Consider the following 24,791-nt stretch of genomic DNA (forward strand, 5'->3'; position numbering starts at 1 on the left):
GTCCGATTAGGCACTCTCCCCCCCCCCTGATTAGGTGCCTTGGAAGAGGGGGGTGCCGAGGAGGTGGGGTGGGTAGGTGACCGCTTCTAGGCGGAGGCCAGTGGCGGAGGCGGTATTGAAGGGGTATTCATCATCGGCACGCTCTAGGATCGCCGCAAACTCCTCGGGGGTGAGGTTGCCCATCCCCACCTCTAGGAGTGTGCCTACGAGTGCCCGAACCATACTTCGGAGAAATCGATTGGCCGTCACCTTGAAGACCCATTCCCCATCGCCCAAGTCCTGCCACTCCGCTTGGGTGACGGAGCAGAAGTGGTTGGTGACATCGGAGTGCTTCTTGGCAAAGGAAGAGAAGTCGTGCCGACCTAGGAGCTGACTTGCCGCCCGATTCATCTGCTCAAAGTCAAGCGGAGTGGTCACCAGCGTATGGTACTTCCGCCGAAATGGGCTAGGGTAGAGGGTGAGGTAATAGCCGTAGCTCCGACTGGTGGCACTAAAACGTGCGTGAAAGTCGGGAGCAACGCTCTGCAGCTTCAGGATCAATATATCGGGCGGAAGGAAGCGATTGAGCCGAAAGATCGCCTCTGGGAGTCGCTCCCCTATCTCCTCGCTCACATCTAGGTGGGCGACCATTGAAGTGGCATGAACCCCCGTATCGGTTCGCCCCGCCCCCACCACCTTAATCGGTTGTCGGAGGATGGTCGAGAGCCGCTCCTGTAGCTCTCCCTGCACCGTACGGCCATTGGGTTGCTCTTGCCAGCCGACAAAGTCGGTGCCATCGTATTGTAACTCAATCAGAAATCTACTCATGGTGATAAGGGTGGTTGTGGATAATCGTATAGGCTCTGTAGACTTGCTCAATAAGGAAGAGGCGCACCATCTGATGATTAAAGGTGAGACAGCTCAAGGAGAGACGCTCCGGATAGGCTTGGTAGATCTCATCGGAAAAACCGTAAGGTCCACCGATCACCAGTACCAGTTTGCGTGCCACCGTCATCTGCCACCCCTCCACCATCTTAGCGAGTTGCAGAGAGGTCGGCTCCTTGCCCCGCTCATCGAGTAGCACCACCTGATCCTGCGGACCTATCGCAGCCTTGATCAGCCGCCCCTCCTCCAGCTTCTGCTCCTCTTGGCTCAGCCGCTTTCGGTTCTTCAGGTCTGGCAGCTCCTCCACCTCTATCGGCACAAAGCGTGAGAGGCGTCTCTGGTACTCCTGCATCAGTTTCTGTATCTCCGGGCTATCCGTTTTGCCCACAAAGAGTAGTTTGATCCCTTGCATCAGTATAAGTCTATATATATAGGTAAATGGTCGGAGTAGCCCCCAGTGTAGTGCGTGCCGAGGTAAGTGCGATGGAGGTGCTTCCCATCCTTCGTCAGTAGCTCCGGGTGCGAAAAGATCTGCTGGCGTCGCTCCCTCAGTAGTGGCTCCTCTCCGAGAAAAAGCCCCCCTGATACGATGATTTGGTCGGGTATCCACACCTCCTTCCCAAAGCGATGCGTCCCCTTACCCCCATTATAAAGTGGGTAGGCGAGATTGTAGAGAAAGCGTTGCTTAGGTTGGGTATTGTGCTCAATGCCCCCCGCTCTGAGTGCCCGTCGCATTGAGGGATCAGAGGGGTTGTCATTAAAGTCGCCCATCACCACCACATAGCGGCTAGGGTCCTCCTCCAGCAGATGGTCGATGAGCTTCCGCACCTTGGCATTCACCCGCTCCCGCTTCTGCGAAGTCGCTCGTACCCCTCCACGTCGGCTCGGGTTGTGCATCACAAATAGCTCCAACTTACGTTGTGTGGCTCGATGCTCCAGCGTCACCCACAGCGTATTTCGCCCGCTCCCATCTGCCTCGCTCGGTGTGCGAGGGTCTTGGCCTAGAGGAAAGCAGTCGGTCGCTCCGTAGTGCGGAATCTCGTATGCCTCAATATAGGCAAACCGCTTTTGGTCCCATAGGAGTGCCACATCCACACCACGAGGGTCAGAGCCATTCGTCACCACATAGTCGTACGTCACTGAGCTAAGCGTCGGGTGCTTCACGAGGTCCCGTATCACGTCACTATTCTCCACCTCCACCATGCCAATCAGCGAGGGGAATCTCCACTCCCCCACATTACTGATCACCCATGCCAGGTGCTCGCACTTGCGTCGGTACCGCCCCTCAGTCCAATGGTAGATGCCTTCGGGGGTAAAGGCATCATCATCGGTGAGTGGGTCATCAATCGTATCGAATAGATTTTCTACATTATAAAACATCATACGCCCGATCGTCTCCTTGCTATTCGTCCTCTCTTGAGCTGATAGGGGAGGGACTACAAAAGCACTTAATAGCCACAAAGCCACCACCAGCACGAAGGCTTGTGGTGGCTTTGGATAGCTAATTGTAAATATCGGTTTACGCCTTGCGTGGTGCATTCTTGAGGATCGCTAGCAGATGCTTCCACCACATCTCTACCGTCTTCAGCTCCAGACGCTCCTCAGGGGAGTGTACATCACGCATCGTAGGACCAAAGGAGAGCATATCTAGGTGTGGGTACTTCTCCTTGAAGAGACCGCACTCCAGACCGGCGTGGATCGCCATGATCTTTGGATCCTTGCCGAATAGGTCGTTGTATGTTCTCTTTGCTACCTCCATAATCTCCGACTCAGGGTTAGGCTCCCAACCTGGATATCCGTCACGCTCCGATACATAAGCACCCGAGAGGTCAAATACCGCAGTCACCATATCCCCTACCATACGCTTAGCACTCTCTACCGAGCTACGCTGGCTAGTCTCTACATAGATTACAGGGTATCCCTCCTCACTCTCGATCATCTTCACCGAAGCGAGGTTATTAGAGGTCTCCACCAATCCCTCAATGGTGTGGCTCATGCCGAGTACGCCGTGAGGACAAGCGATCAGAGCATTGATCAGGTTGGCAGAAGTCTGAGCGTCGATGCACCACTTAGGTTGCTCCGTAGTAGAAGCACGCACCTCCACCTCTGGGTCTACCGCCTTCAGCTCATTATGAATTTCGCTAGAGAAAGTATTGATCCAAGCTGCTACCGGCTCACGGTCACTTGGGTCAATACCGATCACCGCATGTGCCTCACGAGCAATCGCATTGTGGAGGTTACCGCCTTGGATACTACCCAATACATAGTCCACATCATCAGCCAGACCATAGAGAGCACGAGCAAGGATCTTCACCGCATTGCCCCTACCTAGGTGGATATCACCACCCGAGTGACCACCTCTCAGACCGCTCACCTTGATCTCAATATAGGTGAGATTGGGGTCGGTATAAGCAGGCTCATAGTAGTACTCCGCCATGGTACCCATACCACCAGCACAGCCTACAAACATCTCCCCTTCATCCTCGCTATCGAGGTTGAGGAGGATATCGCTATCAAAGAAGCCCTTCTCCACATTCATCGCACCGGTAAGACCAGTCTCCTCATCTACAGTGAAGAGTGCCTCGATCGGACCATGCTCAATATCATCACTTGCCAATACAGCCAGCTGAGTAGCTACGCCGATACCATTGTCGGCACCCAGTGTCGTTCCCTCTGCCTTGAGCCAGCCATCCACAATCTTGGTGCGGATTGCATCCTTCTCAAAGTCAAACTCCACATCATTATTCTTCTCGCATACCATATCAATATGGCTCTGCATAATGATGCTCTTGCGGTCTTCCATCCCCTTGGTAGCCCCCTTCTTCATCACTATGTTACCCACCTTATCCTTGTGGTATTCAATATTGTGCTCCTTGGCAAAGTTCTCAAGATAAGCGATCATCTTCTCCTCCTTCTTGCTTGGGCGAGGAGTCTTGGTGATCTCATCAAAGTACTTAAAGACAATTTTTGGTTCGTGTGTTGTCATACGTTCTACGATTATATTATGATTGTTCAATAATTCATTTCAGTGGTAAAGATACCCTTTTCTCTCCTAATAGAGGAGCGGATATGTGTAAAAAGACTTAAAACCTTTGCGGCTGTTGATAAAAAACTTACCTTTGTATCCGTTAAATCTTTGAGAAATGATGATAAAGATGCTACTCATAACGCTCGTAGTCGTTGCTATATGCGTCCTACTCCTTGGAGTGAGGGTCTTCTTCACCAAGCGTTGGGGCTTCCCAAATACACACGTAGAGGGCCAGCCAAAGCTTGAGGAGCAGGGGATCACCTGCCACCGCCACCAGCACAAAGATGCGGTGCGGCACCAGAATCTCTTCGACCGTGTAGCCAAGGAGGAGCGTATACAGTAGTTGCACACTTTAATTACCGATTTAGTAATAATGATGATCAAATCCAACACCCTATCAGCACTCACGCTAGCCCTCGTGCTAGCTTTGGCCACCATCAGTTGTAATAAGAGTGACCAGCAGAGCAACAACCAAGCTACAGCTACCCCAGTAGGCGATAGTACCATTGCACGCCTTCCTATAGCTTATGTAGACCTTGATAGCCTGCTCGCCAATTACAAGTATGCCAATCAAGTACAGGACGAGCTGATGCGCGAGATGGAGAGCCGCCAAGCTACTTTCAATCAAAAGCAGCGTAACTTTGAGAGCGAGGCTAGGGAGTTTCAGCGTAAGGTGGAGAATAATGCATTCTTCGATCAAGGACGTGCACAGCGCGAGCAGGAGCGCATCATGAAGCTACAGCAGCAACTCCAAGAGCTGAGCCAAAAGCTACAGGTGGAGCTGATGCAGCTAGAGGCCGATAAGATGCAAGCCCTCTCCGACACCATCATGGCACATGTACAGCAGTACAATAACGAGGTGGGTAAGTACCAGATGATCCTGAGCAATAAGGCCCACGATAATATCCTCTGTGCCGATAAGAGCTACGACATCACCACTCAGGTGACTAAGTACCTCAACGACCGCTACACTCCTGCTAAGAAGGAGGAGACCACCGAGAAAAAGTGATAGAGGAGAATGTTGCACGAAGTGCCACATTCTCGCACATTTTGTAAAATGTGCTGAGGCTTTGCACGAGGGATGAGATGCCCGGCGCTGAGGGCAAGGTGCACGTAGGGCACCAGGCACACACAAAAGGATGAGGCCGAAGGGAGCGTACTCACGTACGTGACCGAGACCGAATTCCGAAAGCAACGCAGCAGATCGCACTCGTGCAATAGTCTCAAAGAGAGGAAATCTCCACTATAAAGTAATACAAGGAGCCACACCTCAACATGCCAACTGAGGTGTGGCTCTATATATATCAATTAAATATATGAAAGAGCAAGCAACAGAGCAAGAGCTACGCCAATCCCTCTCTCTACTCGGGAGTGGCAGCACCAAATACCCTACAGAGTACGATCCTACCGTTCTGGAGACCTTCGAGAATAGGCACCCTGGGCGAGACTACTGGGTGAAGTTCAATTGCCCAGAGTTTACCAGCCTTTGCCCCATCACCCACCAACCCGACTTCGCCGAGATCATCATCTCCTACATCCCCGATATCAAGATGGTCGAGAGTAAGAGCCTCAAACTCTACCTCTTTAGCTACCGAAATCATGGCGACTTCCACGAGAATTGCGTCAACGTCATCCTCGACGACCTCGTAGAGCTAATGGACCCACGCTACATCGAAGTAACCGGTATCTTCACCCCACGAGGAGGCATCTCCATCCACCCCTACGCCAATTACGGTCGCCCTGGCACCAAGTTCGAGCAGCTCGCCCTCGACCGCCTCGCCAACCACCAGTAAGCCCCATGTCGGGGGGCCTAGTCGGGGGGGTGCCTTATCGGACAGATCGGACAAGTCGGACAAGTCGGACAATCCCCTATCTACCCCCATCTAGCGCGACGTCCGACCTGTCTGACTTGTCCGATCTGTCCGACTTGTCCGATAAGACGCTCCCGATAAAGATCCCCATCTTCCAGAGGGGTTTTCTTCTCAATAAACACACCCATAGATTTTCTCCTTGGAGCAGGGCAAAAGTTGAGTTGCAACTAAGCGATCGGCGAGTTGCAACTAAGCAAACGGCGAGATGCAACAAAGCAATTGCTTAGTTGCATCTCAGTTTTTGATCAGATGATCGTACTGATTATCAGAGAGTTGCAAAAGCCCTTCTCCGACCGTTTTCCCGCCACCTCCAATAGTTGGTTTCCTCATCGGACGAGTCGGACAAGTCAGACAGGTCGGACAATACCCTATCTCCCCCTATTCGGTGCGGCGTCCGACTTGTCCGATCAGGCACTCCCTAAAGGGCTCTTTGAGGTGCTTTTGGAGTGATTACGGAAATCATTCGTCATTGTATTTTAGGAGGCGTTGTATTTTTTTTGTACTTTTGCTACAGTTTGGTCATATGGGAAGCTGAACCCTCTACTCACCGACTCTGTAGAGGAGAGATAAAAAGGCTACGCGACTTAACAACAACCTATAACGACACACCTACATTATGGACTGCAAAGAGGGGACAATTAGTCAGATAAAGGACGATAGGATCGTGGTGCTCATAGAGCGTCGCTCGGCCTGTAGCACTTGCCACGCTCGTGGCGCTTGTCTCTCTTCGGATAAGGATGAACAGTTGATTGAGGTCTCGGATTACCCCCTCGGAGTGCAGGTGGGTGATCGGGTTCGCTTGATCCCAGCTAAGGGGGGTAGCCCTCTGAAGGCGGTGCTCTTTGCCTTTGTGATACCGATTATCCTCTTGGCAGTGCTTTCCATCGGGATGAATATGGCGGGGGTGAGTGAAGAGATCCTATTGGTATCGCTTGTGGGGGTGCTTTTGCTTTATGCGGGGCTCCTGAAGTTGTTGGGTGGCTATTTCAACCAGACGTTTAAGCTCCGTGCGGAGTTGGTGAAGTGAATGTATGGTGGCGGTAGTATGCCACAGCGAATTATATATATCAATAAGCAATAAGTTATGATAGTGACGATTCTGTTCCTTGCCATTGTAGGTGCCCTTGCAGCCCTGCTTCTCTTTGTGGTCTCTAAGAAGTTCCACGTAGAGGAGGATGCTCGTATTGAGCTGGTGAATGAGGCGCTCCCTGGTGCTAACTGTGGAGGGTGTGGCTATCCTGGCTGCTCTGGCTTTGCACGTGCCTGTGTGGAAGCGGAGTCGATGGAGGGGCTATTTTGTACCGTAGGTGGTAATGATACGATGCTCAAGGTGGCTGACATCTTGGGGCGTACTGCGGTAGAGGCGGAGCCCCAACTGGCGGTGGTGAGATGCAATGGTACCTGCGATGCCCGCCCCAAGGTCAATCAGTACGATGGAGCTAGTAGCTGTGCGATAGCAGCAGCGACCTATGGCGGTGAGACGGGTTGTACCTTTGGCTGTCTCGGCCTAGGCGATTGTACACTGGCGTGTGGCTTTGATGCGATCAAGATGAATCCGCTTACGGGACTGCCTGAGGTGGATGAGGAGCGTTGTACTGCCTGCGGCGCCTGTGTGAAGGCTTGCCCAAAGATGATTATTGAACTCCGCAAGAAGGGACCTAAGGGCCGCCGTGTCTTTGTCTCTTGCGTGAATAAGGAGAAGGGTGGTGTGGCTAAGAAGGCGTGTGATAATGCCTGTATCGGCTGCTCGAAGTGCTTCAAGGAGTGTAAGTTTGAAGCGATCACCATTGCTAATAACCTTGCTTATATTGATCCCAATAAGTGCCGTCTCTGCCGCAAGTGTGTAGAGGCGTGCCCTACTGGAGCGATCCACGAGGTTAATTTCCCTCCCCGCAAACCTAAGGCGGAGCCTGTAGTAGAGACAGCGGAGGCGTGATCAGTACGAAATATAGATACCTTATATATATAGGAGTATGTTGAAGACATTTAGAATCGGTGGTATTCATCCACCAGAGAGGAAGCTCTCTAGCGACCGTGCGATAGAGGAGCTGCCTATGCCAGAGCGTGTCCGTATCCCGCTTGGTCAGCATATTGGTGCACCTGCCGAGGCACTTGTGAAGCGAGGCGACACGGTGAAGGTAGGTACCCTTATCGCCAAGGCTGGCGGTTTTATCTCGGCCAATATCCACTCGAGCGTATCGGGTGTGGTGGAGAAGCTGGAGGAGGTGGTGGATGCCTCGGGTTATCCCAAGACGGTCATCACTATCAAGACCGATGGCGAGGACACGTGGGAGGAGACTATTGACCGCTCACCCGAAGTGATCCGAGAGGTGACGATGAGCCCTGAGGATATTGTGGCTCGTATTCAGGAGTGTGGTATCGTGGGTATGGGAGGTGCTACCTTCCCAACCAATGTGAAGCTACTGCCCCCTAAGGGAAGCCAACCAGAGGTGGTGATCATCAATGGTGTGGAGTGTGAGCCTTATCTAACTGCCGACCACCGGCTGATGCTGGAGCGTGGTGAGGAGCTCTTGGTGGGGCTCTCTATCCTGATGAAGGCCGCAGGGGTATCAAGAGGGGTGATCGGTATTGAGAATAATAAGAAGGATGCGATACAGCACCTTACGGAGCTAGCGAAGTCTTTTGCGGGGATTGAGATCCAACCGCTGAAGGTGAAGTACCCACAAGGTGGTGAGAAGCAGCTGATTGATTCGGTACTGAAGCGACAGGTGAAGAGTGGGCAGCTACCTATTACGGTGGGAGCCATTGTGCAGAATGTGGGGACAACCCTAGCTGTCTATGAGGCGGTACAGAAGCACAAGCCTCTCTTTGAGCGTATTGTGACGGTAACGGGAGTGGACCTTCCGAAGCCCTCCAACTTCCTCGTACGTATCGGCACCAGTTCGGCTATGCTGATTGAGGCGGCCGGCGGTCTTCCTGAGTCGAGTGGCAAGATCATCAGTGGTGGTCCTATGATGGGTAAAGCCCTGGTGACTGATGATGTGCCTATTGCCAAGGGTAGTAGCGGTATCCTAGTTTTGAAGAAGGAGGAGACTGCACGTAAGCCAATGCGTAGCTGTATCCGCTGTGCTAAGTGTGTACACGCTTGCCCTATGGGGCTCAATCCCGCCTTCTTGATGAGAGATACGGTATTTAAGGATTGGGAGGTATTGGAGAAGAATCATGTGGTGGACTGTATTGAATGTGGCTCTTGTAGCTACAGCTGTCCAGCTAATCGACCATTGCTCGACCATATCCGCCAAGGTAAGCGGACGGTGATGGGTATTATGCGAAGCCGTAAGTCCTAAACGAATATAAGTAATAGAGATATGTCAACTAGTCATAAACTACTCGTATCACCCTCACCACACATACATAGTGGCGACTCGATTGAGCGCAATATGTATGATGTGATCATTGCATTGATTCCTGCACTGGCGGTCTCCTTTTATTTCTTTGGATGGGGCGCCTTTGTGGTGACGCTTACTTCTGTGGCCGCTTGTATGCTCTTTGAGTGGCTGATCAGTCGCTTCTTGATGGGGCGTAAGGAGCTAACTATCTTGGATGGTTCGGCGATCCTCACGGGTCTCCTACTGGCGCTCAACGTGCCCTCTACTCTTCCTTTATGGATCATCGTTATCGGTGCCTTGGTGGCGATTGGTATCGGCAAGATGTCGTTTGGTGGCCTTGGTAGTAATATCTTCAACCCTGCTATCGTGGGTCGTGTGATGCTACTCATCTCCTTCCCAGTGCAGATGACTAGCTATCCGATGCCTAGGGGCATGGAGGCTACATTGGATGCTACCTCTGGTGCTACTCCATTGGCGATTGCTAAGGGGGTGGTACGTGGGTCGGAAGGCTTTACGATGGATAAGCTCCCTAGCTTGGTGGATAACCTCCTCGGCTCTGTGGGTGGTTCGCTAGGTGAGGTGAGTGCGGTGGCACTGCTCATTGGTTTCGCCTATCTGCTGATTCGCAAGGTGATCACTTGGCACATTCCAGTAGCCATTATCGCTACGGTAGCTATCTTTGCTGGCATTATGAATCTCGCCAACCCTGAAGTCTATGCTGGTCCTCTCTTCCATATCCTAAGCGGTGGCTTGCTACTTGGTGCTATCTATATGGCGACTGACTATGTCACCAGCCCTATGAGCAATAGCGGTATGCTGCTCTACGGAGTGATGATAGGTATCATTACGATGCTGATCCGTCTCTTTGGTGCCTACCCCGAGGGGATGTCGTTTGCGATTCTCTTTATGAATGGTATCGTGCCTATTATCAATAGGTATATGCCACCTCACCTCTTTGGAAAAGCTAAAAAGTGATGAAGAAGTTACAATCAACCTTACCCAATATGCTGCTTTCGCTTACGATTATAGCAGCAGTGGCAGCAGCTTTGCTCGCCTTTGTATACGAGACTACTAAGCCGGTGATTGACGCCTCCAAGACGGAAGCCCTCAAGGCTGGTATCGCCAAAGTACTTCCCGAGGGCTATGACAATGACCCCTACGAGGAGCGGGTGGAGATGAATGAGTATGTCCTTTATCCTGCACGCCAAGGTGATCAATTGATCGGTGTGGCGGTGAAGAGCTTTACCAATAATGGCTTTGATGGCTTTATCAGTGTGCTGGTAGGAATGGATATGGAGGGCAATATCATCGACTACGCTGTGCAAGAGCAGAGCGAAACCCCTGGACTGGGCAGTAAGATGGAGGAGTGGTTCCGCACGGAAGGAACTGCGAGAAGTGTGCTAGGTGCCAATCTAGCGGAGCCGATCAAGGTGTCGAAGGATGGCGGTAGCGTGGATGCCATTAGTGCCGCAACGATCTCAAGCCGTGCTTTCTTGGAAACCCTCAATAGTGCCTACAGTGTGATGCAACAAGCCATCGCCGATGGTCAACTAAAGTAAATGTGTGAGTGACTATGAAGAAATTACAGATATTACTCAATGGACTGATTAAGGAGAATCCTACGCTGGTATTGCTCCTAGGTATGTGTCCGACACTTGGTACCACCTCTAGTGCCAATAACGGTCTGGGAATGGGGCTGGCAACAACATTTGTGCTGATCTGCTCCAACATGGTGGTGGCCTCGGTGAAAAAGCTGATCCCCGATGCGGTACGTATCCCTGCCTATATTGTGATTATTGCCGCCTTTACCACTTTGGTGCAGATGCTTTGTGAGGCTTATGTGCCTGCACTCTATGCATCGCTCGGTATCTTCTTACCTCTGATCGTGGTGAACTGTATCGTGCTAGGTCGTGCGGAGTCTTTCGCAGCTAAGAATAATGTGTTTGACTCAGCTCTTGACGGCATTGGTATCGGTCTTGGCTTTACTATCGCTCTGACCATTATTGGATTTGTGAGAGAGGTGCTGGGCTCAGGCCGTGCTTTTGACCATGTCCTTTTCCCTGAGGAGTATGGGGCACTGGTATTTGTGCTGGCTCCTGGTGCTTTTATCGTGCTAGGCTTTGTGATTGGAATTAAGAATGCGATTGACCGCAAACGCAATAAGACAGCTTAACGACTTATGGAATATTTACTACTATTTATCAGTGCGATCCTAGTTAATAACGTCGTATTCTCACAGTTCTTGGGGATTTGCCCCTTCTTGGGTGTTTCTAAGAAGTTGGATACTGCGGTGGGCATGGGTGCTGCGGTGACCTTTGTGGTGACCATTGCGACACTCGTGACTTATGCGATTCAGAAGCTGGTGCTAGACCCCTACGAGATAGGGTATATGCAGAATATTGCCTTTATCCTAGTGATTGCCTCTGTGGTGCAGATGCTCGAGATGATTCTGAAGAAGATCTCACCGGCTTTATTCCAGGCACTCGGTGTATTCTTGCCTTTGATTACTACTAACTGTATGATCCTAGGTGTGGCGATTACGGTGATCCAAAAGGACTTTAATCTAGGGGAGTCTATCGTCTATGCTATTGCTACCGCTATTGGTTATACCATGGCGATTGTGATCTTTGCAGTGATTAGGGAGCAATTGGCGAAGACCAATGTACCTGCTCCACTTGCTGGTATTCCTATCGCCCTTGTAACGGCAGGCATCTTGGCGATGGCCTTTATGGGCTTTGCTGGTTTGGTATAAGCTACCTATCAATTAAGAAATATAGTGGACGCCTTGGGATAGACTATCTCAAGGCGTCTTTTTGCACCGCTAAACCACTTAATAGAGGCATTTTAACAGGGGTTACGCATTAGAAAAGACTATTGTACGAATGATGATATACAATCTGTTGAGGGTAATGGCGTAAGGACCTCGGCAGAGGTCCCTCTTAAATAGGCACAGGTCGGAGGGGCGTTAGCCCCGAACGACCTGTGTGTAAGAGCATATTCACCATCTCCATGACCCCGGCTGAGGGGTCAGACCTAGATAGGATTGTCCGACCCCTCGGCCGGGGTCGTAAGGGTGTTATGTACCTCTTTATACACAGGTCTTCGGCACTGCGTGCCTTGACCTGTGCCTATTTAGCACGGACCTCTGCCGAGGTCCTTCCTCATAGACACCTCGCTAAAAACCTTAAGGTAAGAACTTCCTAATGCATACCCCTGTGCGTTGCCTTTGCTTTTTACCTTATAAACCACTTAAATTGGTATCTTTGTGGAGAATGTTGCACGAAGTGCCATTCTCGCACATTTGATTCAAATGTGCTGAGACTTTGAACGAAGGATGAGATGCAAGGCACTGAGGGTGAGGGCTAGGCACCTGTATAGGTGCCAAGGCCCCACTGGAGCGCTGGGAGCGTACTCAAGTACGTGACCGAGCCCGAATCCCGAAAGCAACGCAGCAGATCGCCTTCGTGCAACAGTCTCTTGTGGGAAATAATATGCGATACTTATGAAGCTAAGGACAGAGGATTTAGTAAAGAAATACAAGAGCCGTACCGTGGTCAACCATGTCTCCATTGAGGTGGAGCAGGGGGAGATCGTGGGGTTGTTAGGCCCTAATGGGGCTGGCAAGACCACTACCTTCTATATGACGGTAGGGCTGGTGACCCCCAATAACGGACGGATATTCCTTGATGATGAGGATATCACCAAGCGACCTATCTATCAGCGTGCGAGGATGGGCATTAGCTACCTCGCTCAGGAGGAGTCTGTCTTTCGTAAGATGAGTGTGGAGGATAATATCCTAGCAGTGCTGGAGATGACGGGGCTGAATCATCAGGAGCAGATTGAAAAGTTGGAGAAGCTGATTGATGAATTTGGTCTGGAGAAGGTGCGGACCAATAACGGCGACCGCCTCTCTGGTGGAGAGCGACGACGTGTGGAGATTGCTCGTTGCCTCGCTATTGACCCGAAGTTTATTATGCTTGATGAGCCTTTCGCTGGTGTTGACCCTATTGCGGTGCAGGATATTCAGTTGATTGTCTCCAAGCTGAGGGAGCAGAATATCGGTATCTTGATCACCGACCACAATGTCCACGAGACCCTATCCATTACCGACCGTGCCTACCTACTATTTGAGGGACAGGTGCTTTTCCAAGGGAGTGCTGAGGAGCTAGCAGAGAATCCGACTGTGCGAGAGAAGTACCTTGGTAAGGACTTCGTGCTCCGCCGCCGTAAGTTTGACCACGTGACCATGAGGGGCGAAGATGTCGGGCGTTGAGGATTACTCACAATTGCTACAAAGGGCGATTGATGCTTTTGCCTCTCTTCCAGGGGTGGGGCATAAGAGTGCGATGCGCTTGGCTCTTTCTCTCTTAAAGCAGGAGAAGACTTTTACCTATCGTATTTCCGATGCTCTACGCGACCTCGTGGATGGTATACAATACTGCGAGAAGTGCCACAATATCTCCGATGAGCCGATCTGTAGCATTTGTAGTGATGAGACACGCGACTCCCATATCCTCTGTGTGGTGGAGAGTGTGCGTGATGTGATGGCAATCGAGCGGACTGGGCAGTATCAGGGGCTTTATCACGTATTGGGAGGCGTGATCTCTCCTATGGATGGGGTGGGGCCTCAAGACCTTTTCCTCCACGACCTCCCTACACGTATTCAAGAAGAGGGGATAAAGGAGGTGATCCTTGCCCTCAGTACCACTATGGAGGGAGAGACGACCAACTTCTACATCTACCGCCTGCTCAAGGATATAGAGGTGCAGATCACCACTATTGCACAAGGCATTGCGATAGGTGATGAACTGGAGTATGCCGATGATCTCACCCTCGGCCGTAGCATCTTACAGCGAATTGACTTCCAAGAGAGCCTTAAGCGGTAACCCCACTTTTCTGAGACCATCTTGTGGCAGTCTGCCCAAAAAACCTTACATTTGTCCCATCTGAAATTTTCAAACTTATAACACAACTATTATGACAACTTCTACTAAAGGCCACACGTTACGTGACAAAGCCGCAGTGAGGTGGACCGTTTTGATAATGATCGCCCTCACGATGCTTTTCGCCTACATGTTTGTAGACGTCCTTTCACCTCTCAAGACACAGCTCGATCAGGTATTGGGCTGGAATAGTACCGTCTTTGGTACTTACGCGGGGAGTGAATTCTTCGTCAATGTATTCCTACTCTTCCTTATCTTTGCTGGTATTATCCTGGATAAGATGGGGGTTCGCTTCACCGCTATCCTCTCAGGCTCTCTGATGGTGATCGGTGCCGGTATCAAGGTATATGCCCTGAGTTCTGCTTTCAATGCCGGTGCCTTCCCTTACGATCTATTAGCCGGTTGGTTCCCCAACTTTCCACCTTCTGCAGCCCTAGCATGTGCAGGTTTTGCTATCTTCGGTATGGGTACCGAGATGGGTGGCGTGACCGTTTCCCGTGCTATTGTAAAGTGGTTTACTGGTTATGAGCTAGCGATGGCGATGGGTATTGAGATGGCGATTGCCCGCCTTGGTGTTTTTGCTGTATTCCAGACCTCTCCTCGTATCAACCAATGGATGGTGAATAAACTTGGCGTTTCTGAAGGATTGGATGCACTGCAGACGGTACAGGCACCAGTTCTCTTCGTCTTTATCCTTCTTTGTATTGGACTCTTCCTATACCTTATCTATGGCGTGCTCGACCGCAAGTTGGAGAAAGAGGCTGCTGGCTCACTGGTAGAAGAAGAGGAGGAGCCATTCCACTTCCGCGACCTTGGTAAGGTCTTTGGTAGTAGTGCTTTCTGGATTGTAGCTCTGCTTTGTGTGCTTTATTACTCTGCTATTTTCCCATTCCAGAAGTTTGCCACCAGCATGCTAGAGAGTAACCTTGGCATTGAGAATACCACCGCTTCAAGTATCTTTAGCCTATTCCCTATCGGGGCAATGGTGATCACTCCTTTCCTCGGCTTCTTCCTTGATAAGAAGGGTAAGGGAGCTACTATGCTCATTATCGGTTCGGTGCTGATGATTCTTTGCCACGGTACCTTTGCGCTCTATCCATTTGATAATAGTACCACCTCTTTTGTGGTGGCTATCTCGGCCATTGTGTTGCTGGGTATCTCCTTTAGCTTGGTGCCTGCTGCCCTGTGGCCAAGTGTGCCAAAGCTGATCGATAATAAGGTGCTCGGCTCTGCCTACTCTGCTATCTTCTGGGTACAGAATATCGGTTTGATGTCGGTGCCAATGATTATTGGATCAGTGCTCGATAAGACCAACGTGGGTGTTGTTGCTGGCGAACCTATGAACTTCACCCCCTCTATGCTGATCTTCACTAGCTTTGGAGTCTTCGCCCTTATCCTTAGTCTCTACCTCAAGAGTGTCGATAAGAAGCGTGGCTATGGCCTAGAGCTCCCCAATATCAAGTAATAGTTACCCTATTAATATATTAAAAGCACCGTGGAACTATCTCCCACGGTGCTTTTAATGTTTGAACGCTAATAGGACTGTACCTGAGATGCTTTACTGCCCCGTCTGTCCTATCTACTTTGGGTGCTATTATTTCTTTGTGTTAGTCTGTTCGTAGCGGCAATAGACCTAAATATTGAAGGGCGCTGAAACTTTTTCTTGAGAATATTTGGCGAAAAGAAATAAGTTATGTATCTTTGCGAACGGTTTAGTCTATACAACGCTCTAGCGAGGGCCGTGGAGAGTGTAGTCTAAAAGGAATGGGCAGTTACCAGAGTGGCCAAATGGGGCTGACTGTAACTCAGCTGGCTTACGCCTTCGGTGGTTCGAATCCATCACTGCCCACTTTCTACCTTTACATTTAAGGGTGTATGCGGAAGTAGCTCAGTTGATAGAGCATTAGCCTTCCAAGCTAAGGGTCGCGGGTTTGAGCCCCGTCTTCCGCTCAATTATTTGCCTATGTAGCTCAGTGGTAGAGCACTTCCTTGGTAAGGAAGAGGTCCCGGGTTCAAATCCCGGCATCGGCTCAAGCGTATTTTACGACTTCAGCAAGGTGCGTGGAGTGATAGGGTGAGAGTATTCGCGATGTGTCGGGAATCTCAGCTCGAAGTAATGAATTGGGAGGAGTATGCCTTAGGTTATTACGTCTGCTTCGAAGCGTCTTGGAAGGGATGAGAAGAGAGAATAATATAAACTCAAATATATTTTATTGTTATTGAACTATGGCAAAAGAACATTTTAACAGGTCGAAGCCCCACGTAAATATCGGTACGATCGGTCACGTGGACCACGGTAAGACTACTCTTACTGCTGCTATCACTACCGTATTGGCAAAGGATGGTCACACTGAGCTCCGCTCATACGACTCTATCGATAACGCTCCTGAGGAGAAGGAGAGGGGTATTACTATTAACACCTCACACGTAGAGTATGAGACTGCTAACCGTCACTATGCCCACGTAGACTGTCCTGGTCACGCCGACTATGTAAAGAACATGGTTACTGGTGCTGCTCAGATGGATGGTGCTATCATCGTGGTTGCTGCTACTGATGGTCCTATGCCTCAGACTCGTGAGCACATCCTACTAGCACGTCAGGTGAATGTACCACGTCTGGTAGTGTTCATGAACAAGTGTGATATGGTGGACGATGAGGAGATGCTAGAGCTTGTAGAGATGGAGATTCGTGAGCTCCTTAGCTTCTACGAGTTTGATGGCGACAACACTCCAGTGATCCGTGGTTCTGCCCTTGGTGCACTGAATGGTGAGGCTAAGTGGGAGGATTCTATCCGTGAGCTAATGGATGCTGTTGACGAGTGGATTCCACTTCCTCCACGTGATATTGATAAGGACTTCTTGATGCCTGTAGAGGATATCTTCTCTATTACTGGTCGTGGTACTGTAGCTACTGGTCGTATCGAGACTGGTGTGGTACACACTGGTGATGAGGTTGAGATCATCGGTCTTGGTGCAGAGAAGCTGAAGTCTGTGGTGACTGGTGTGGAGATGTTCCGTAAGATCCTAGATGAGGGTGAGGCTGGTGATAACGTTGGTCTACTTCTCCGTGGTATCGATAAGGATCAGATCAAGCGTGGTATGGTGCTTTGTAAGCCAGGTAGTGTGAAGCCACACTCTCGCTTCAAGGCTGAGGTGTACGTACTTAAGAAAGAGGAGGGTGGTCGTCACACTCCATTCAAGAACAAGTATCGTCCACAGTTCTTCATCCGTACGCTCGACGTAACTGGTGAGATCACTCTTCCTGAGGGTCAGGAGATCGTGATGCCAGGTGATAACGTAACCATCACTGTAGACCTTATCTACCCAGTAGCATGTAACCTAGGACTTCGCTTCGCAATCCGCGAGGGTGGTCGTACAGTAGGTGCTGGTCAGATCACTGAGCTACTTAACTAATACTAGCAGTAGCTAAATATAAATATCTTATCGGAGTGGTGTAGAGGGTAGGTAATCCCTCCCCTCTATCCCTCTCCGATTATATACGGGCATAGCTCAGTTGGTAGAGCACTGGTCTCCAAAACCAGGTGTCGAGAGTTCGAGTCTTTCTGCCCGTGCGATTTTTGTAATAGAAATATATCGGTTATATGACTGACCAAAAGAAATCCAATTTCTTCGTAAGAGTAGGTGCTTACGTGAGCGATTGCTTTAAGGAGCTTCGCTACAAGGTTACTTGGCCGACCAAGAAGGAGCTTTCGAGCAGTGCAGTACTGGTACTATCTGCTTCCATAGTGATGTCAGTATTCATTTTCTTGGTGGACAAGGCGTTTGAATTTATCATGAGTAACGTTTACGGCTGGCTTGCTTAACCCTTCTTAAGGGAATGGTGAGTGAGTGGTAAAGCTTTTCTGTACTGTATCTAATGGATAACCAACCAATGAATTACTACGTTCTTCGTACCATCACTGGTAAGGAGAAGGATGTAGCTGATTATATAGAAAGTATGCGGGATGCTGTCCCAGTATTCAAAGAGCATGTAGGTGAGGTGCTTGTGCCTATGGAGACCTATTATCAGCTCAATAAGAGTGCTAAGGGAGGGCGCGTAGAGCGCACACGTCCGTATTACTCTGGCTATGTATTCGTTGAGGCTAGGTTGGTGGGTGAGACAAAGTTTACACTTCGTCGTATCCCTAATGTCCTTGGCTTTTTGGGCTCTGATGATGACCATCCAGAGATCTTGAGCCAGCAGGATGTGGATCAGATGAAGCATCTTGCAGATGAATTGAGTGAGACACCAGATGCCGATAGCCTTACCTTTATGGTGGGCGAGCGTGTTAAAGTGGTCTTCGGACCATTTGCAGGCTTCTTTGGTGAGGTGACTGAAGTGCTTGACGATCGCAAGAAGCTGAAGATACTTGTGAAGGTGTTTGGGCGCGAGACCTCAATGGAGGTGGATTTCGTGCAAGTGGAAAAGGAGAGTTTGTCATAACCTAGTGAAGAGGCCTCACGCGGCTCTGCTGTTACGAATTATGGGTGTGTGAGGTGTCGCCGATGGCGAAAGGCGATAGTCTAGGTGCTCGGATGTACTTTTCTACGAGTGAGTTATTAATGAGAAAAAGTGTTTAATCATGGCAAAAGAAATTGCTGGTCAGCTAAAGCTGCAAATTAAGGGTGGAGCTGCTAATCCTTCTCCTCCTGTTGGTCCTGCTCTTGGTTCCAAGGGGATCAATATTATGGACTTCTGTAAGCAATTCAACGCCAGGACCCAAGATAGTGCTGGTAAGGTCCTTCCGGTGATCATCACATACTACTCTGATAAGTCTTTTGACTTTATCGTAAAGACTCCTCCTGTGGCTGTACAGCTATTGGAGAAGGCTAAGAAGAAGAGTGGTAGTGCTGAGCCAAACCGTACAAGGGTGGCTACCATTACTTGGGACGACGTGAAGGCTATTGCTCAAGATAAGATGCCTGACCTTAACTGCTTTACCGTAGCGAGTGCTATGCGTCTAGTAGCAGGGACAGCAAGAAGTATGGGTATAGCCATTAAGGGCACTTTTCCAGAGGATGTTGAATAATCAAGGACCATTGATGAATTATGAGTAAACTAACGAAGAATCAGAAGTTGGCCCTGAGCAAGATCGAACCTGGAAAAGAGTATACACTTACGGAAGCATCTGCTCTTGTAAAAGAGATTACAACTACTAAGTTTGATGCATCTGTAGATGTAGATATACGCCTAGGTGTCGACCCACGTAAGGCCAACCAAATGGTGCGTGGTGTGGTATCTCTACCCCACGGAACTGGTAAGGAGACTAGGGTGCTGGTGCTTTGTACCGCAGATAAAGAGGCTGAAGCTACCGAAGCTGGTGCAGACTATGTAGGTCTTGACGAGTACATTGACAAAATCAAAGGCGGATGGACTGATGTGGATGTAATCATCACAATGCCATCTGTAATGGGTAAGATTGGTGCCTTGGGACGTGTCCTAGGTCCACGTGGCTTGATGCCTAACCCTAAGAGTGGTACAGTAACCAATGAGATTGGAAATGCTGTCCGCGAGGTGAAGCAAGGTAAGATTGACTTTAAGGTAGATAAGGCTGGTATTGTACATACCTCTATTGGTAAGGTCTCTTTCACTGCTGACAAGATTGCTGACAATGCACGCGAGTTTATCAATACTATAGTTAAGCTTAAGCCTAGTGCTGCAAAGGGTACGTACATTAAGAGTATTTACCTCTCAAGTACTATGAGCCCTGGTATCAAGGTGGATCCTCGCTCCTTAGAGTCGAAAGAGTAACAACTAGAGAAAAGAGATCCATAGTATATGAAAAAGGAAAAGAAAGTATCAGTCGTTGGTGACTTGGTAGAGCTAGTAGAGAAGTATCCTAACTTCTATCTAGTAGATATTGAGGCGCTGACTGCTGACAAAACAAGTAGCCTTCGTCGTCTTTGCTTCGAAAAGGATGTAAAGCTGATGATGGTGAAGAATACTCTGCTTCGTATCGCTCTCTCTCAGAAGGATGAGGAGACTTTTGCTCCTCTATTCCCTTATCTGAAGGGTAATACTGCTGTGATGTTTGCTGAGACAGCTAATGCTCCTGCACGCCTGATCAAGGACTTTGCAAAGGAGAATAAGCCTGCTGATGCAGATAAAGCAGCTAAGCCAGAGCTAAAGGCAGCTTACGTACAAGAGAGTCTATATCTTGGTGCAGACAAGCTCGAGGAGCTGGTCAATGTCAAGAGCAAGGAGGAGCTGATTGGAGATGTTGTATCTCTACTCGAGGGCTCTATCCAAGGTGTCCTTTCGGCACTCGACTCTGCTGGTGGTACTATCCATGGTCTACTCCAAACGCTCGAGGAGCGTGGTTGATTAAGAGACCATCGGACACAATAAAGGTGGCGTAGAGCATTAAGCTACTACGAATTGATAAATAACAAGATTGTATAATACCATAATAAGTATATAAGAATATGGCAGATATCAAAGCTATTGCGGAACAACTAGTGAACCTAACCGTTATTGAGGTAACTGAGCTAAAGAATATCCTTAAGGAGGAGTATGGCATCGAGCCTGCAGCTGCTGCTGTGGCTGTTGCTGCTGGTCCTGCTGGTGGTGAGGCTGCTGCAGAGGAGAAGACTGCATTTGATGTAATCCTTAAGTCTGCAGGTGCTGCTAAGCTACAAGTAGTGAAGGCTGTTAAGGAAGCTATGGGTGTAGGTCTTAAGGACGCTAAGGACCTAGTTGACGGTGCTCCATCTAAGCTTAAGGAGGGTGTAGACAAGGCTGAGGCTGACCATCTCAAGGCTGCTCTTGAGGAGGCTGGTGCCGAGGTAGAGATCCAGTAATCTCGCTTTGTCTCCCCTGTAGATATTACAGGTGATGGTTAAGAACCCACGAATACGAGTGTAGTGGGTTCTTAACCTTTTCGTGTCTTTGTTCGTTTTAGGCTTTTAAGGTTTTTTTATGTCCCCAAGAAATAATACAGAAAGAGTAAATTTCGCTTCTATTCAAAACCCTCTGGACTTCCCAGACTTCTTGGATATTCAGTTGCAGTCGTTCCGTGACTTTATGCAGTTGGATACTCCATCTGATAAGCGAAAAAATGAGGGTCTCTATAAGGTATTTATGGAGAACTTCCCCATCCACGACACACGCAATAATTTTGTGTTGGAGTTCTTGGACTATTTTATAGACCCCCCAAGATATACCATTGAGGAGTGCTTTACGAGAGGACTAACCTACAATGTACCTCTAAAAGCTAAAATGAAACTTTATTGTACTGATCCTGAGCATGAGGACTTTGACACCTCTGTGATGGATGTGTACTTGGGTCAAATCCCTTATATGACACCTCAAGGCACTTTTGTGATCAATGGTGCTGAGCGTGTGGTAGTCTCTCAGATGCACCGCTCGCCAGGTGTCTTTTTTAGCGAAAGCATCCACAATAATGGCACCAAGCTCTACTCTGCTAGAGTGATCCCATTCAAGGGCTCGTGGATTGAGTTCGCAACCGATATTAGCAACGTGATGTATGCTTATATCGACAGAAAGAAAAAACTTCCAGTAACCACTCTCCTGCGAGCTATCGGCTATGAAACAGATAAGGATATCCTTAATCTGTTTGGCATCGCTGAGGAGGTGAAGGTGACTAAGACTGGATTGAAGAAATATGTCGGTCGAAAGATCGCTGCACGTATCCTTAATAGCTGGGTTGAGGACTTGGTCGATGAGGAGACTGGTGAGGTGGTTTCGCTCGACCGATACGAGATTATTCTGGACCGTGACGAGGAGATCACGGAGGAGAATATCCCACAGATATTAGAGTCAGGCGCTAAGACAATTCTTCTCCTGACTGATGGTGAGTCGGGGCTTGACTACAGCGTGATCACTAACACATTGCAGAAGGACCCCTCTAACTCTCAAAAGGAGGCGGTTTACCATATCTATAAGCAGCTGAGAAGTCAGGATCCTGTGGATGAAGCTTCGGCAATGGAGGTGATCAATAACCTCTTCTTCTCGGATAAGAGGTACGACCTTGGCGATGTTGGTCGTTATCGTATCAATAAGAAGCTCAATCTCGACATTGATGAGAGTGTGAAGGTACTTACCAATGAGGATATTGCAGCCATTATTAAGTACCTAGTGGTGCTACGCAATGGCAAGGAGACGGTGGATGATATTGACCACCTAAGTAACCGTCGTGTCCGCACGGTAGGTGAGCAGCTCTCACAACAGTTTAGTATCGGTCTCTCTCGTATGGCACGTACGGTAAGAGAGCGAATGAACGTTCGTGACAATGAGGTCTTTACGCCAGTTGACTTGATCAACGCCAAGACGATTTCGAGTGTGGTCAATTCTTTCTTCGGCACCAACCCTCTATCACAATTTATGGACCAGACTAATCCGCTGGCAGAGATCACGCACAAGCGTAGACTTTCGGCCCTTGGACCTGGTGGTATTAGCCGTGATAGAGCTGGATTTGAGGTGCGAGATGTGCACTACACGCACTATGGCCGTCTTTGTCCAATTGAGACTCCTGAGGGTCCAAATATTGGACTGATCAACTCACTCTGTGTTTATGCCAAAATCAATGAGCTAGGCTTTATTGCTACTCCATACCGTAAGGTAGTCAATGGCAAGGTGGACTTCTCGGACAAGGGGGTAGAATACTACACAGCTGAAGCAGAGGAGGATAAGACGGTAGGTCAGGGTAATGCGCCACTGAATGAAAATGGTGAATTTATCCGCGACACCGTAAAGGCTCGTTATGGATCGGACTTCCCAGTGGTACCACCAAGTGAGGTGGATTTGATGGATGTCTCTCCTATGCAGATTGCTTCGATTGCTGCCTCTTTGATTCCTTTCTTGGAGCACGACGATGCTAACCGTGCGTTGATGGGATCTAACATGATGCGCCAGGCTGTGCCATTGATTCAGACCGATGCTCCTATCGTTGGAACTGGTTTGGAGGGCGTAGTGATTAGAGACTCCCGCTGCCAAATTATGTCGGAAGGAGAAGGTACGGTAGAGTATGTGGATGCTACGCAGATCAAGGTGCGCTACGATCGCACCGAGGATGAGGAGTTCGTCAGCTTCGAAGATAGCCTAGTGACGTATGAGCTACCTAAGTTCCGTAAAACCAACCAGAGCACGACTATAGACCTGCGCCCAATTGTATTGAAGGGCGATAGGGTGAAGAAGGATCAGATCCTTACCGAGGGATATTCTACCCAGAATGGGGAGCTGGCACTTGGTCGTAATGTGACGGTAGCTTACATGCCTTGGAAGGGGTACAACTATGAGGACGCTATCGTGCTTAGTGAGCGTATGGTGCGTGAAGACTTCTTTACCTCTGTTCATGTGGATGAGTACAATCTTGAAGTACGTGAGACGAAGCGTGGTATGGAGGAGCTCACTAGTGATATCCCTAACGTGAGCGAAGATGCTACCAAGGATCTAGATGAGCGTGGAATCATACGTGTAGGTGCAAGAGTACATCCAGGAGATATCCTTGTGGGTAAGATTACTCCTAAGGGAGAGAGTGACCCAACGCCAGAGGAGAAGCTATTGCATGCCATCTTCGGTGAGAAGGCTGGCGATGTGAAGGATGCTTCACTAAAGGCCAATCCATCACTGAGTGGCGTGGTGTACAAGACCTATCTTTTCTCTAAGGTGCCTAAGGGACAGAATAGTCGCAAGGCAACGCGCGAGATGAAACAGCAGTTGGAGGAGAGTGAAGCACAAGAGAAGGAGGAGCTACGCAAGAATATGCTGGCTAAGCTCTCTAAGCTCACCTCTCGAAAACTCTCTAAGGGCATCGTTGACTATATGGGTGCTACAGTGGTCGCAGAGGGAGTTAAGTACAATAATACGATCCTCGACCAGCTCAATTATGAAGAGATCGTATTCTCTGGATGGACCGATGATGAGCACACTAATAACCTGATCAGTCAGCTTCTTGGTAATTATATCAAGAAGGTGAAGAAGATAGAGAGTGACTATCGCCGTAAGCAGTTTGATGCTACCCTAGGTGACGAATTGCCTAACGGTATCATGCAGAATGCCAAGGTGCTTATCGCCAAGAAGCGTAAGATCCAGGTCGGTGATAAGATGGCAGGACGCCACGGTAATAAGGGTATTGTCTCTAAGGTGGTACGTGTAGAGGATATGCCATTCTTGGAGGATGGTACTCCTGTAGACCTTTGTCTTAACCCACTAGGTGTGCCTTCGCGTATGAACCTTGGTCAGATCTTTGAGGCGGTACTTGGCTATGCTGGTAGAAAGCTAGGGGTTAAGTTTGCTACTCCTATCTTCGATGGCGCTACCCTCGACGATCTCAATAAGTGGACAGACAAGGCTAGAATTCCACGCAATGGACGTACCTATCTCTATGATGGAGAGACTGGCGAGCGCTTCGACCAACCAGCTACTGTGGGAGTTACCTACTTCTTGAAGCTAGGTCACATGGTCGATGATAAGATGCACGCACGCTCTATCGGCCCTTACTCTCTGATCACCCAACAACCTCTTGGTGGTAAGGCTCAATTCGGTGGCCAGCGCTTCGGAGAGATGGAGGTGTGGGCACTGGAGGCCTATGGTGCCGCTCATGTGCTACAGGAGATGCTCACGATCAAGAGTGACGATGTGGTAGGCCGCTCAAAGGCTTACGAGGCAATCGTCAAAGGCTCGCCAATGCCAACTCCAGGTATTCCTGAGTCGCTCAATGTACTGCTCAACGAGCTTAAGGGTCTAGGCCTAAGCTTCGAACTCCAATGATTA

The 24,791-nt window shown here is 49.4% G+C and carries 26 protein-coding genes and 4 tRNA genes; 26 read left to right on the forward strand and 4 right to left on the reverse strand.

Going from position 1 to position 24,791, the window contains the following annotated elements:
- Positions 1–30: 30 nt before the first annotated feature.
- Genes truA through MWL85_RS10840 form a run of 4 tightly spaced genes read right to left on the reverse strand, consistent with a single transcriptional unit; the run spans position 31 to position 3,850 of the window.
- Positions 31–807 (reverse strand): tRNA pseudouridine(38-40) synthase TruA, encoded by a 777-nt coding sequence (gene truA / locus MWL85_RS10825; RefSeq protein ID WP_244400721.1) that lies wholly within the window; start codon positions 805–807, stop codon positions 31–33.
- Positions 800–1,276 carry a 23S rRNA (pseudouridine(1915)-N(3))-methyltransferase RlmH gene (locus tag MWL85_RS10830; protein ID WP_244400722.1) on the reverse strand — a complete coding sequence of 159 codons (477 nt, stop codon included), beginning with the start codon at positions 1,274–1,276 and terminating at the stop codon, positions 800–802. Before MWL85_RS10830 ends, truA begins: the two co-directional genes overlap by 8 nt.
- Positions 1,276–2,403 carry an endonuclease/exonuclease/phosphatase family protein gene (locus MWL85_RS10835; RefSeq protein ID WP_244400723.1) on the reverse strand — a complete coding sequence of 376 codons (1,128 nt, stop codon included), beginning with the start codon at positions 2,401–2,403 and terminating at the stop codon, positions 1,276–1,278. Before MWL85_RS10835 ends, MWL85_RS10830 begins: the two co-directional genes overlap by 1 nt.
- Positions 2,384–3,850: an aminoacyl-histidine dipeptidase gene (locus MWL85_RS10840; RefSeq protein WP_021902523.1), complete on the reverse strand. Its 1,467-nt coding sequence runs from the start codon at positions 3,848–3,850 to the stop codon at positions 2,384–2,386. Before MWL85_RS10840 ends, MWL85_RS10835 begins: the two co-directional genes overlap by 20 nt.
- A 157-nt stretch (positions 3,851–4,007) precedes the next feature.
- Between MWL85_RS10840 and MWL85_RS10845 the strand changes: the two genes are divergently transcribed.
- From MWL85_RS10845 to rpoB, 26 genes are all read left to right on the forward strand, one after another.
- Entirely contained in the window at positions 4,008–4,235 is a 228-nt protein-coding gene (locus MWL85_RS10845; protein ID WP_244400724.1) for a hypothetical protein, read from the forward strand.
- A gap of 30 nt (positions 4,236–4,265) precedes the next feature.
- Complete coding sequence (locus MWL85_RS10850; RefSeq protein WP_244400725.1) at positions 4,266–4,901, forward strand: OmpH/Skp family outer membrane protein; 636 nt, start codon at positions 4,266–4,268, stop codon at positions 4,899–4,901.
- A gap of 307 nt (positions 4,902–5,208) precedes the next feature.
- Positions 5,209–5,685 (forward strand): preQ(1) synthase, encoded by a 477-nt coding sequence (queF, locus tag MWL85_RS10855; protein WP_018028421.1) that lies wholly within the window; start codon positions 5,209–5,211, stop codon positions 5,683–5,685.
- A 327-nt stretch (positions 5,686–6,012) separates the two neighbouring features.
- Positions 6,013–6,213 (forward strand): hypothetical protein, encoded by a 201-nt coding sequence (locus tag MWL85_RS10860; protein WP_244400726.1) that lies wholly within the window; start codon positions 6,013–6,015, stop codon positions 6,211–6,213.
- A gap of 166 nt (positions 6,214–6,379) precedes the next feature.
- Complete coding sequence (locus tag MWL85_RS10865; protein WP_021903813.1) at positions 6,380–6,790, forward strand: SoxR reducing system RseC family protein; 411 nt, start codon at positions 6,380–6,382, stop codon at positions 6,788–6,790.
- A gap of 57 nt (positions 6,791–6,847) precedes the next feature.
- Positions 6,848–7,699, forward strand: a complete 852-nt coding sequence (locus tag MWL85_RS10870) for a Fe-S cluster domain-containing protein (protein WP_244400727.1) — start codon at positions 6,848–6,850, stop codon at positions 7,697–7,699.
- 37 nt (positions 7,700–7,736) lie between these two features.
- Positions 7,737–9,071, forward strand: a complete 1,335-nt coding sequence (gene rsxC / locus MWL85_RS10875; protein WP_244400728.1) for an electron transport complex subunit RsxC — start codon at positions 7,737–7,739, stop codon at positions 9,069–9,071.
- Positions 9,072–9,092: 21 nt separating this feature from the next.
- The gene (locus tag MWL85_RS10880; protein ID WP_244400729.1) at positions 9,093–10,088 is read left to right on the forward strand and encodes an RnfABCDGE type electron transport complex subunit D; all 996 of its coding nucleotides are present in this window, start codon (positions 9,093–9,095) and stop codon (positions 10,086–10,088) included.
- A complete protein-coding gene (locus MWL85_RS10885; RefSeq protein WP_018028415.1) occupies positions 10,088–10,672 on the forward strand; it encodes an RnfABCDGE type electron transport complex subunit G in 585 nt (194 codons plus the stop codon). Before MWL85_RS10880 ends, MWL85_RS10885 begins: the two co-directional genes overlap by 1 nt.
- Positions 10,673–10,686: 14 nt before the next feature.
- Positions 10,687–11,286 carry an electron transport complex subunit RsxE gene (rsxE, locus tag MWL85_RS10890; protein WP_018028414.1) on the forward strand — a complete coding sequence of 200 codons (600 nt, stop codon included), beginning with the start codon at positions 10,687–10,689 and terminating at the stop codon, positions 11,284–11,286.
- 6 nt (positions 11,287–11,292) lie between these two features.
- Positions 11,293–11,865 carry an electron transport complex subunit RsxA gene (gene rsxA, locus MWL85_RS10895; RefSeq protein WP_018028413.1) on the forward strand — a complete coding sequence of 191 codons (573 nt, stop codon included), beginning with the start codon at positions 11,293–11,295 and terminating at the stop codon, positions 11,863–11,865.
- Between the two features lie 750 nt (positions 11,866–12,615).
- Positions 12,616–13,386, forward strand: coding sequence for an LPS export ABC transporter ATP-binding protein (gene lptB / locus MWL85_RS10900; RefSeq protein ID WP_018028412.1), 771 nt, complete (start codon positions 12,616–12,618; stop codon positions 13,384–13,386).
- Positions 13,373–13,999: a recombination mediator RecR gene (gene recR, locus MWL85_RS10905; protein WP_018028411.1), complete on the forward strand. Its 627-nt coding sequence runs from the start codon at positions 13,373–13,375 to the stop codon at positions 13,997–13,999. The genes lptB and recR overlap by 14 nt, the downstream gene beginning before the upstream one ends.
- A gap of 91 nt (positions 14,000–14,090) precedes the next feature.
- Positions 14,091–15,521: an MFS transporter gene (locus tag MWL85_RS10910; protein ID WP_026161734.1), complete on the forward strand. Its 1,431-nt coding sequence runs from the start codon at positions 14,091–14,093 to the stop codon at positions 15,519–15,521.
- Positions 15,522–15,822: 301 nt separating this feature from the next.
- Positions 15,823–15,905: transfer RNA gene (locus MWL85_RS10915), tRNA-Tyr, on the forward strand.
- Positions 15,906–15,933: 28 nt separating this feature from the next.
- A tRNA-Gly gene (locus MWL85_RS10920) sits at positions 15,934–16,006 on the forward strand.
- A 9-nt stretch (positions 16,007–16,015) separates the two neighbouring features.
- Positions 16,016–16,087 (forward strand) — tRNA-Thr (locus tag MWL85_RS10925).
- Positions 16,088–16,282: 195 nt separating this feature from the next.
- Positions 16,283–17,470: an elongation factor Tu gene (gene tuf, locus MWL85_RS10930; RefSeq protein WP_021902511.1), complete on the forward strand. Its 1,188-nt coding sequence runs from the start codon at positions 16,283–16,285 to the stop codon at positions 17,468–17,470.
- 85 nt (positions 17,471–17,555) lie between these two features.
- A tRNA-Trp gene (locus MWL85_RS10935) sits at positions 17,556–17,628 on the forward strand.
- 30 nt (positions 17,629–17,658) lie between these two features.
- A complete protein-coding gene (secE, locus tag MWL85_RS10940) occupies positions 17,659–17,880 on the forward strand; it encodes a preprotein translocase subunit SecE (protein WP_018028408.1) in 222 nt (73 codons plus the stop codon).
- A 68-nt stretch (positions 17,881–17,948) separates the two neighbouring features.
- Positions 17,949–18,500, forward strand: coding sequence for a transcription termination/antitermination protein NusG (gene nusG / locus MWL85_RS10945; protein WP_021902510.1), 552 nt, complete (start codon positions 17,949–17,951; stop codon positions 18,498–18,500).
- 139 nt (positions 18,501–18,639) lie between these two features.
- Entirely contained in the window at positions 18,640–19,086 is a 447-nt protein-coding gene (rplK, locus tag MWL85_RS10950; protein WP_018028406.1) for a 50S ribosomal protein L11, read from the forward strand.
- A 20-nt stretch (positions 19,087–19,106) separates the two neighbouring features.
- Positions 19,107–19,808, forward strand: a complete 702-nt coding sequence (gene rplA / locus MWL85_RS10955) for a 50S ribosomal protein L1 (protein WP_018028405.1) — start codon at positions 19,107–19,109, stop codon at positions 19,806–19,808.
- A 27-nt stretch (positions 19,809–19,835) separates the two neighbouring features.
- Positions 19,836–20,381: a 50S ribosomal protein L10 gene (gene rplJ, locus MWL85_RS10960; protein WP_018028404.1), complete on the forward strand. Its 546-nt coding sequence runs from the start codon at positions 19,836–19,838 to the stop codon at positions 20,379–20,381.
- A gap of 101 nt (positions 20,382–20,482) precedes the next feature.
- Positions 20,483–20,857 carry a 50S ribosomal protein L7/L12 gene (gene rplL, locus MWL85_RS10965; RefSeq protein ID WP_018028403.1) on the forward strand — a complete coding sequence of 125 codons (375 nt, stop codon included), beginning with the start codon at positions 20,483–20,485 and terminating at the stop codon, positions 20,855–20,857.
- 118 nt (positions 20,858–20,975) lie between these two features.
- Positions 20,976–24,788, forward strand: a complete 3,813-nt coding sequence (gene rpoB, locus MWL85_RS10970; RefSeq protein ID WP_244400730.1) for a DNA-directed RNA polymerase subunit beta — start codon at positions 20,976–20,978, stop codon at positions 24,786–24,788.
- The last annotated feature ends 3 nt before the right edge of the window (positions 24,789–24,791 follow it).

Source organism: Porphyromonas somerae (genome assembly GCF_022845615.1).
In the GTDB taxonomy this organism is placed as follows: domain Bacteria; phylum Bacteroidota; class Bacteroidia; order Bacteroidales; family Porphyromonadaceae; genus Porphyromonas_A; species Porphyromonas_A somerae.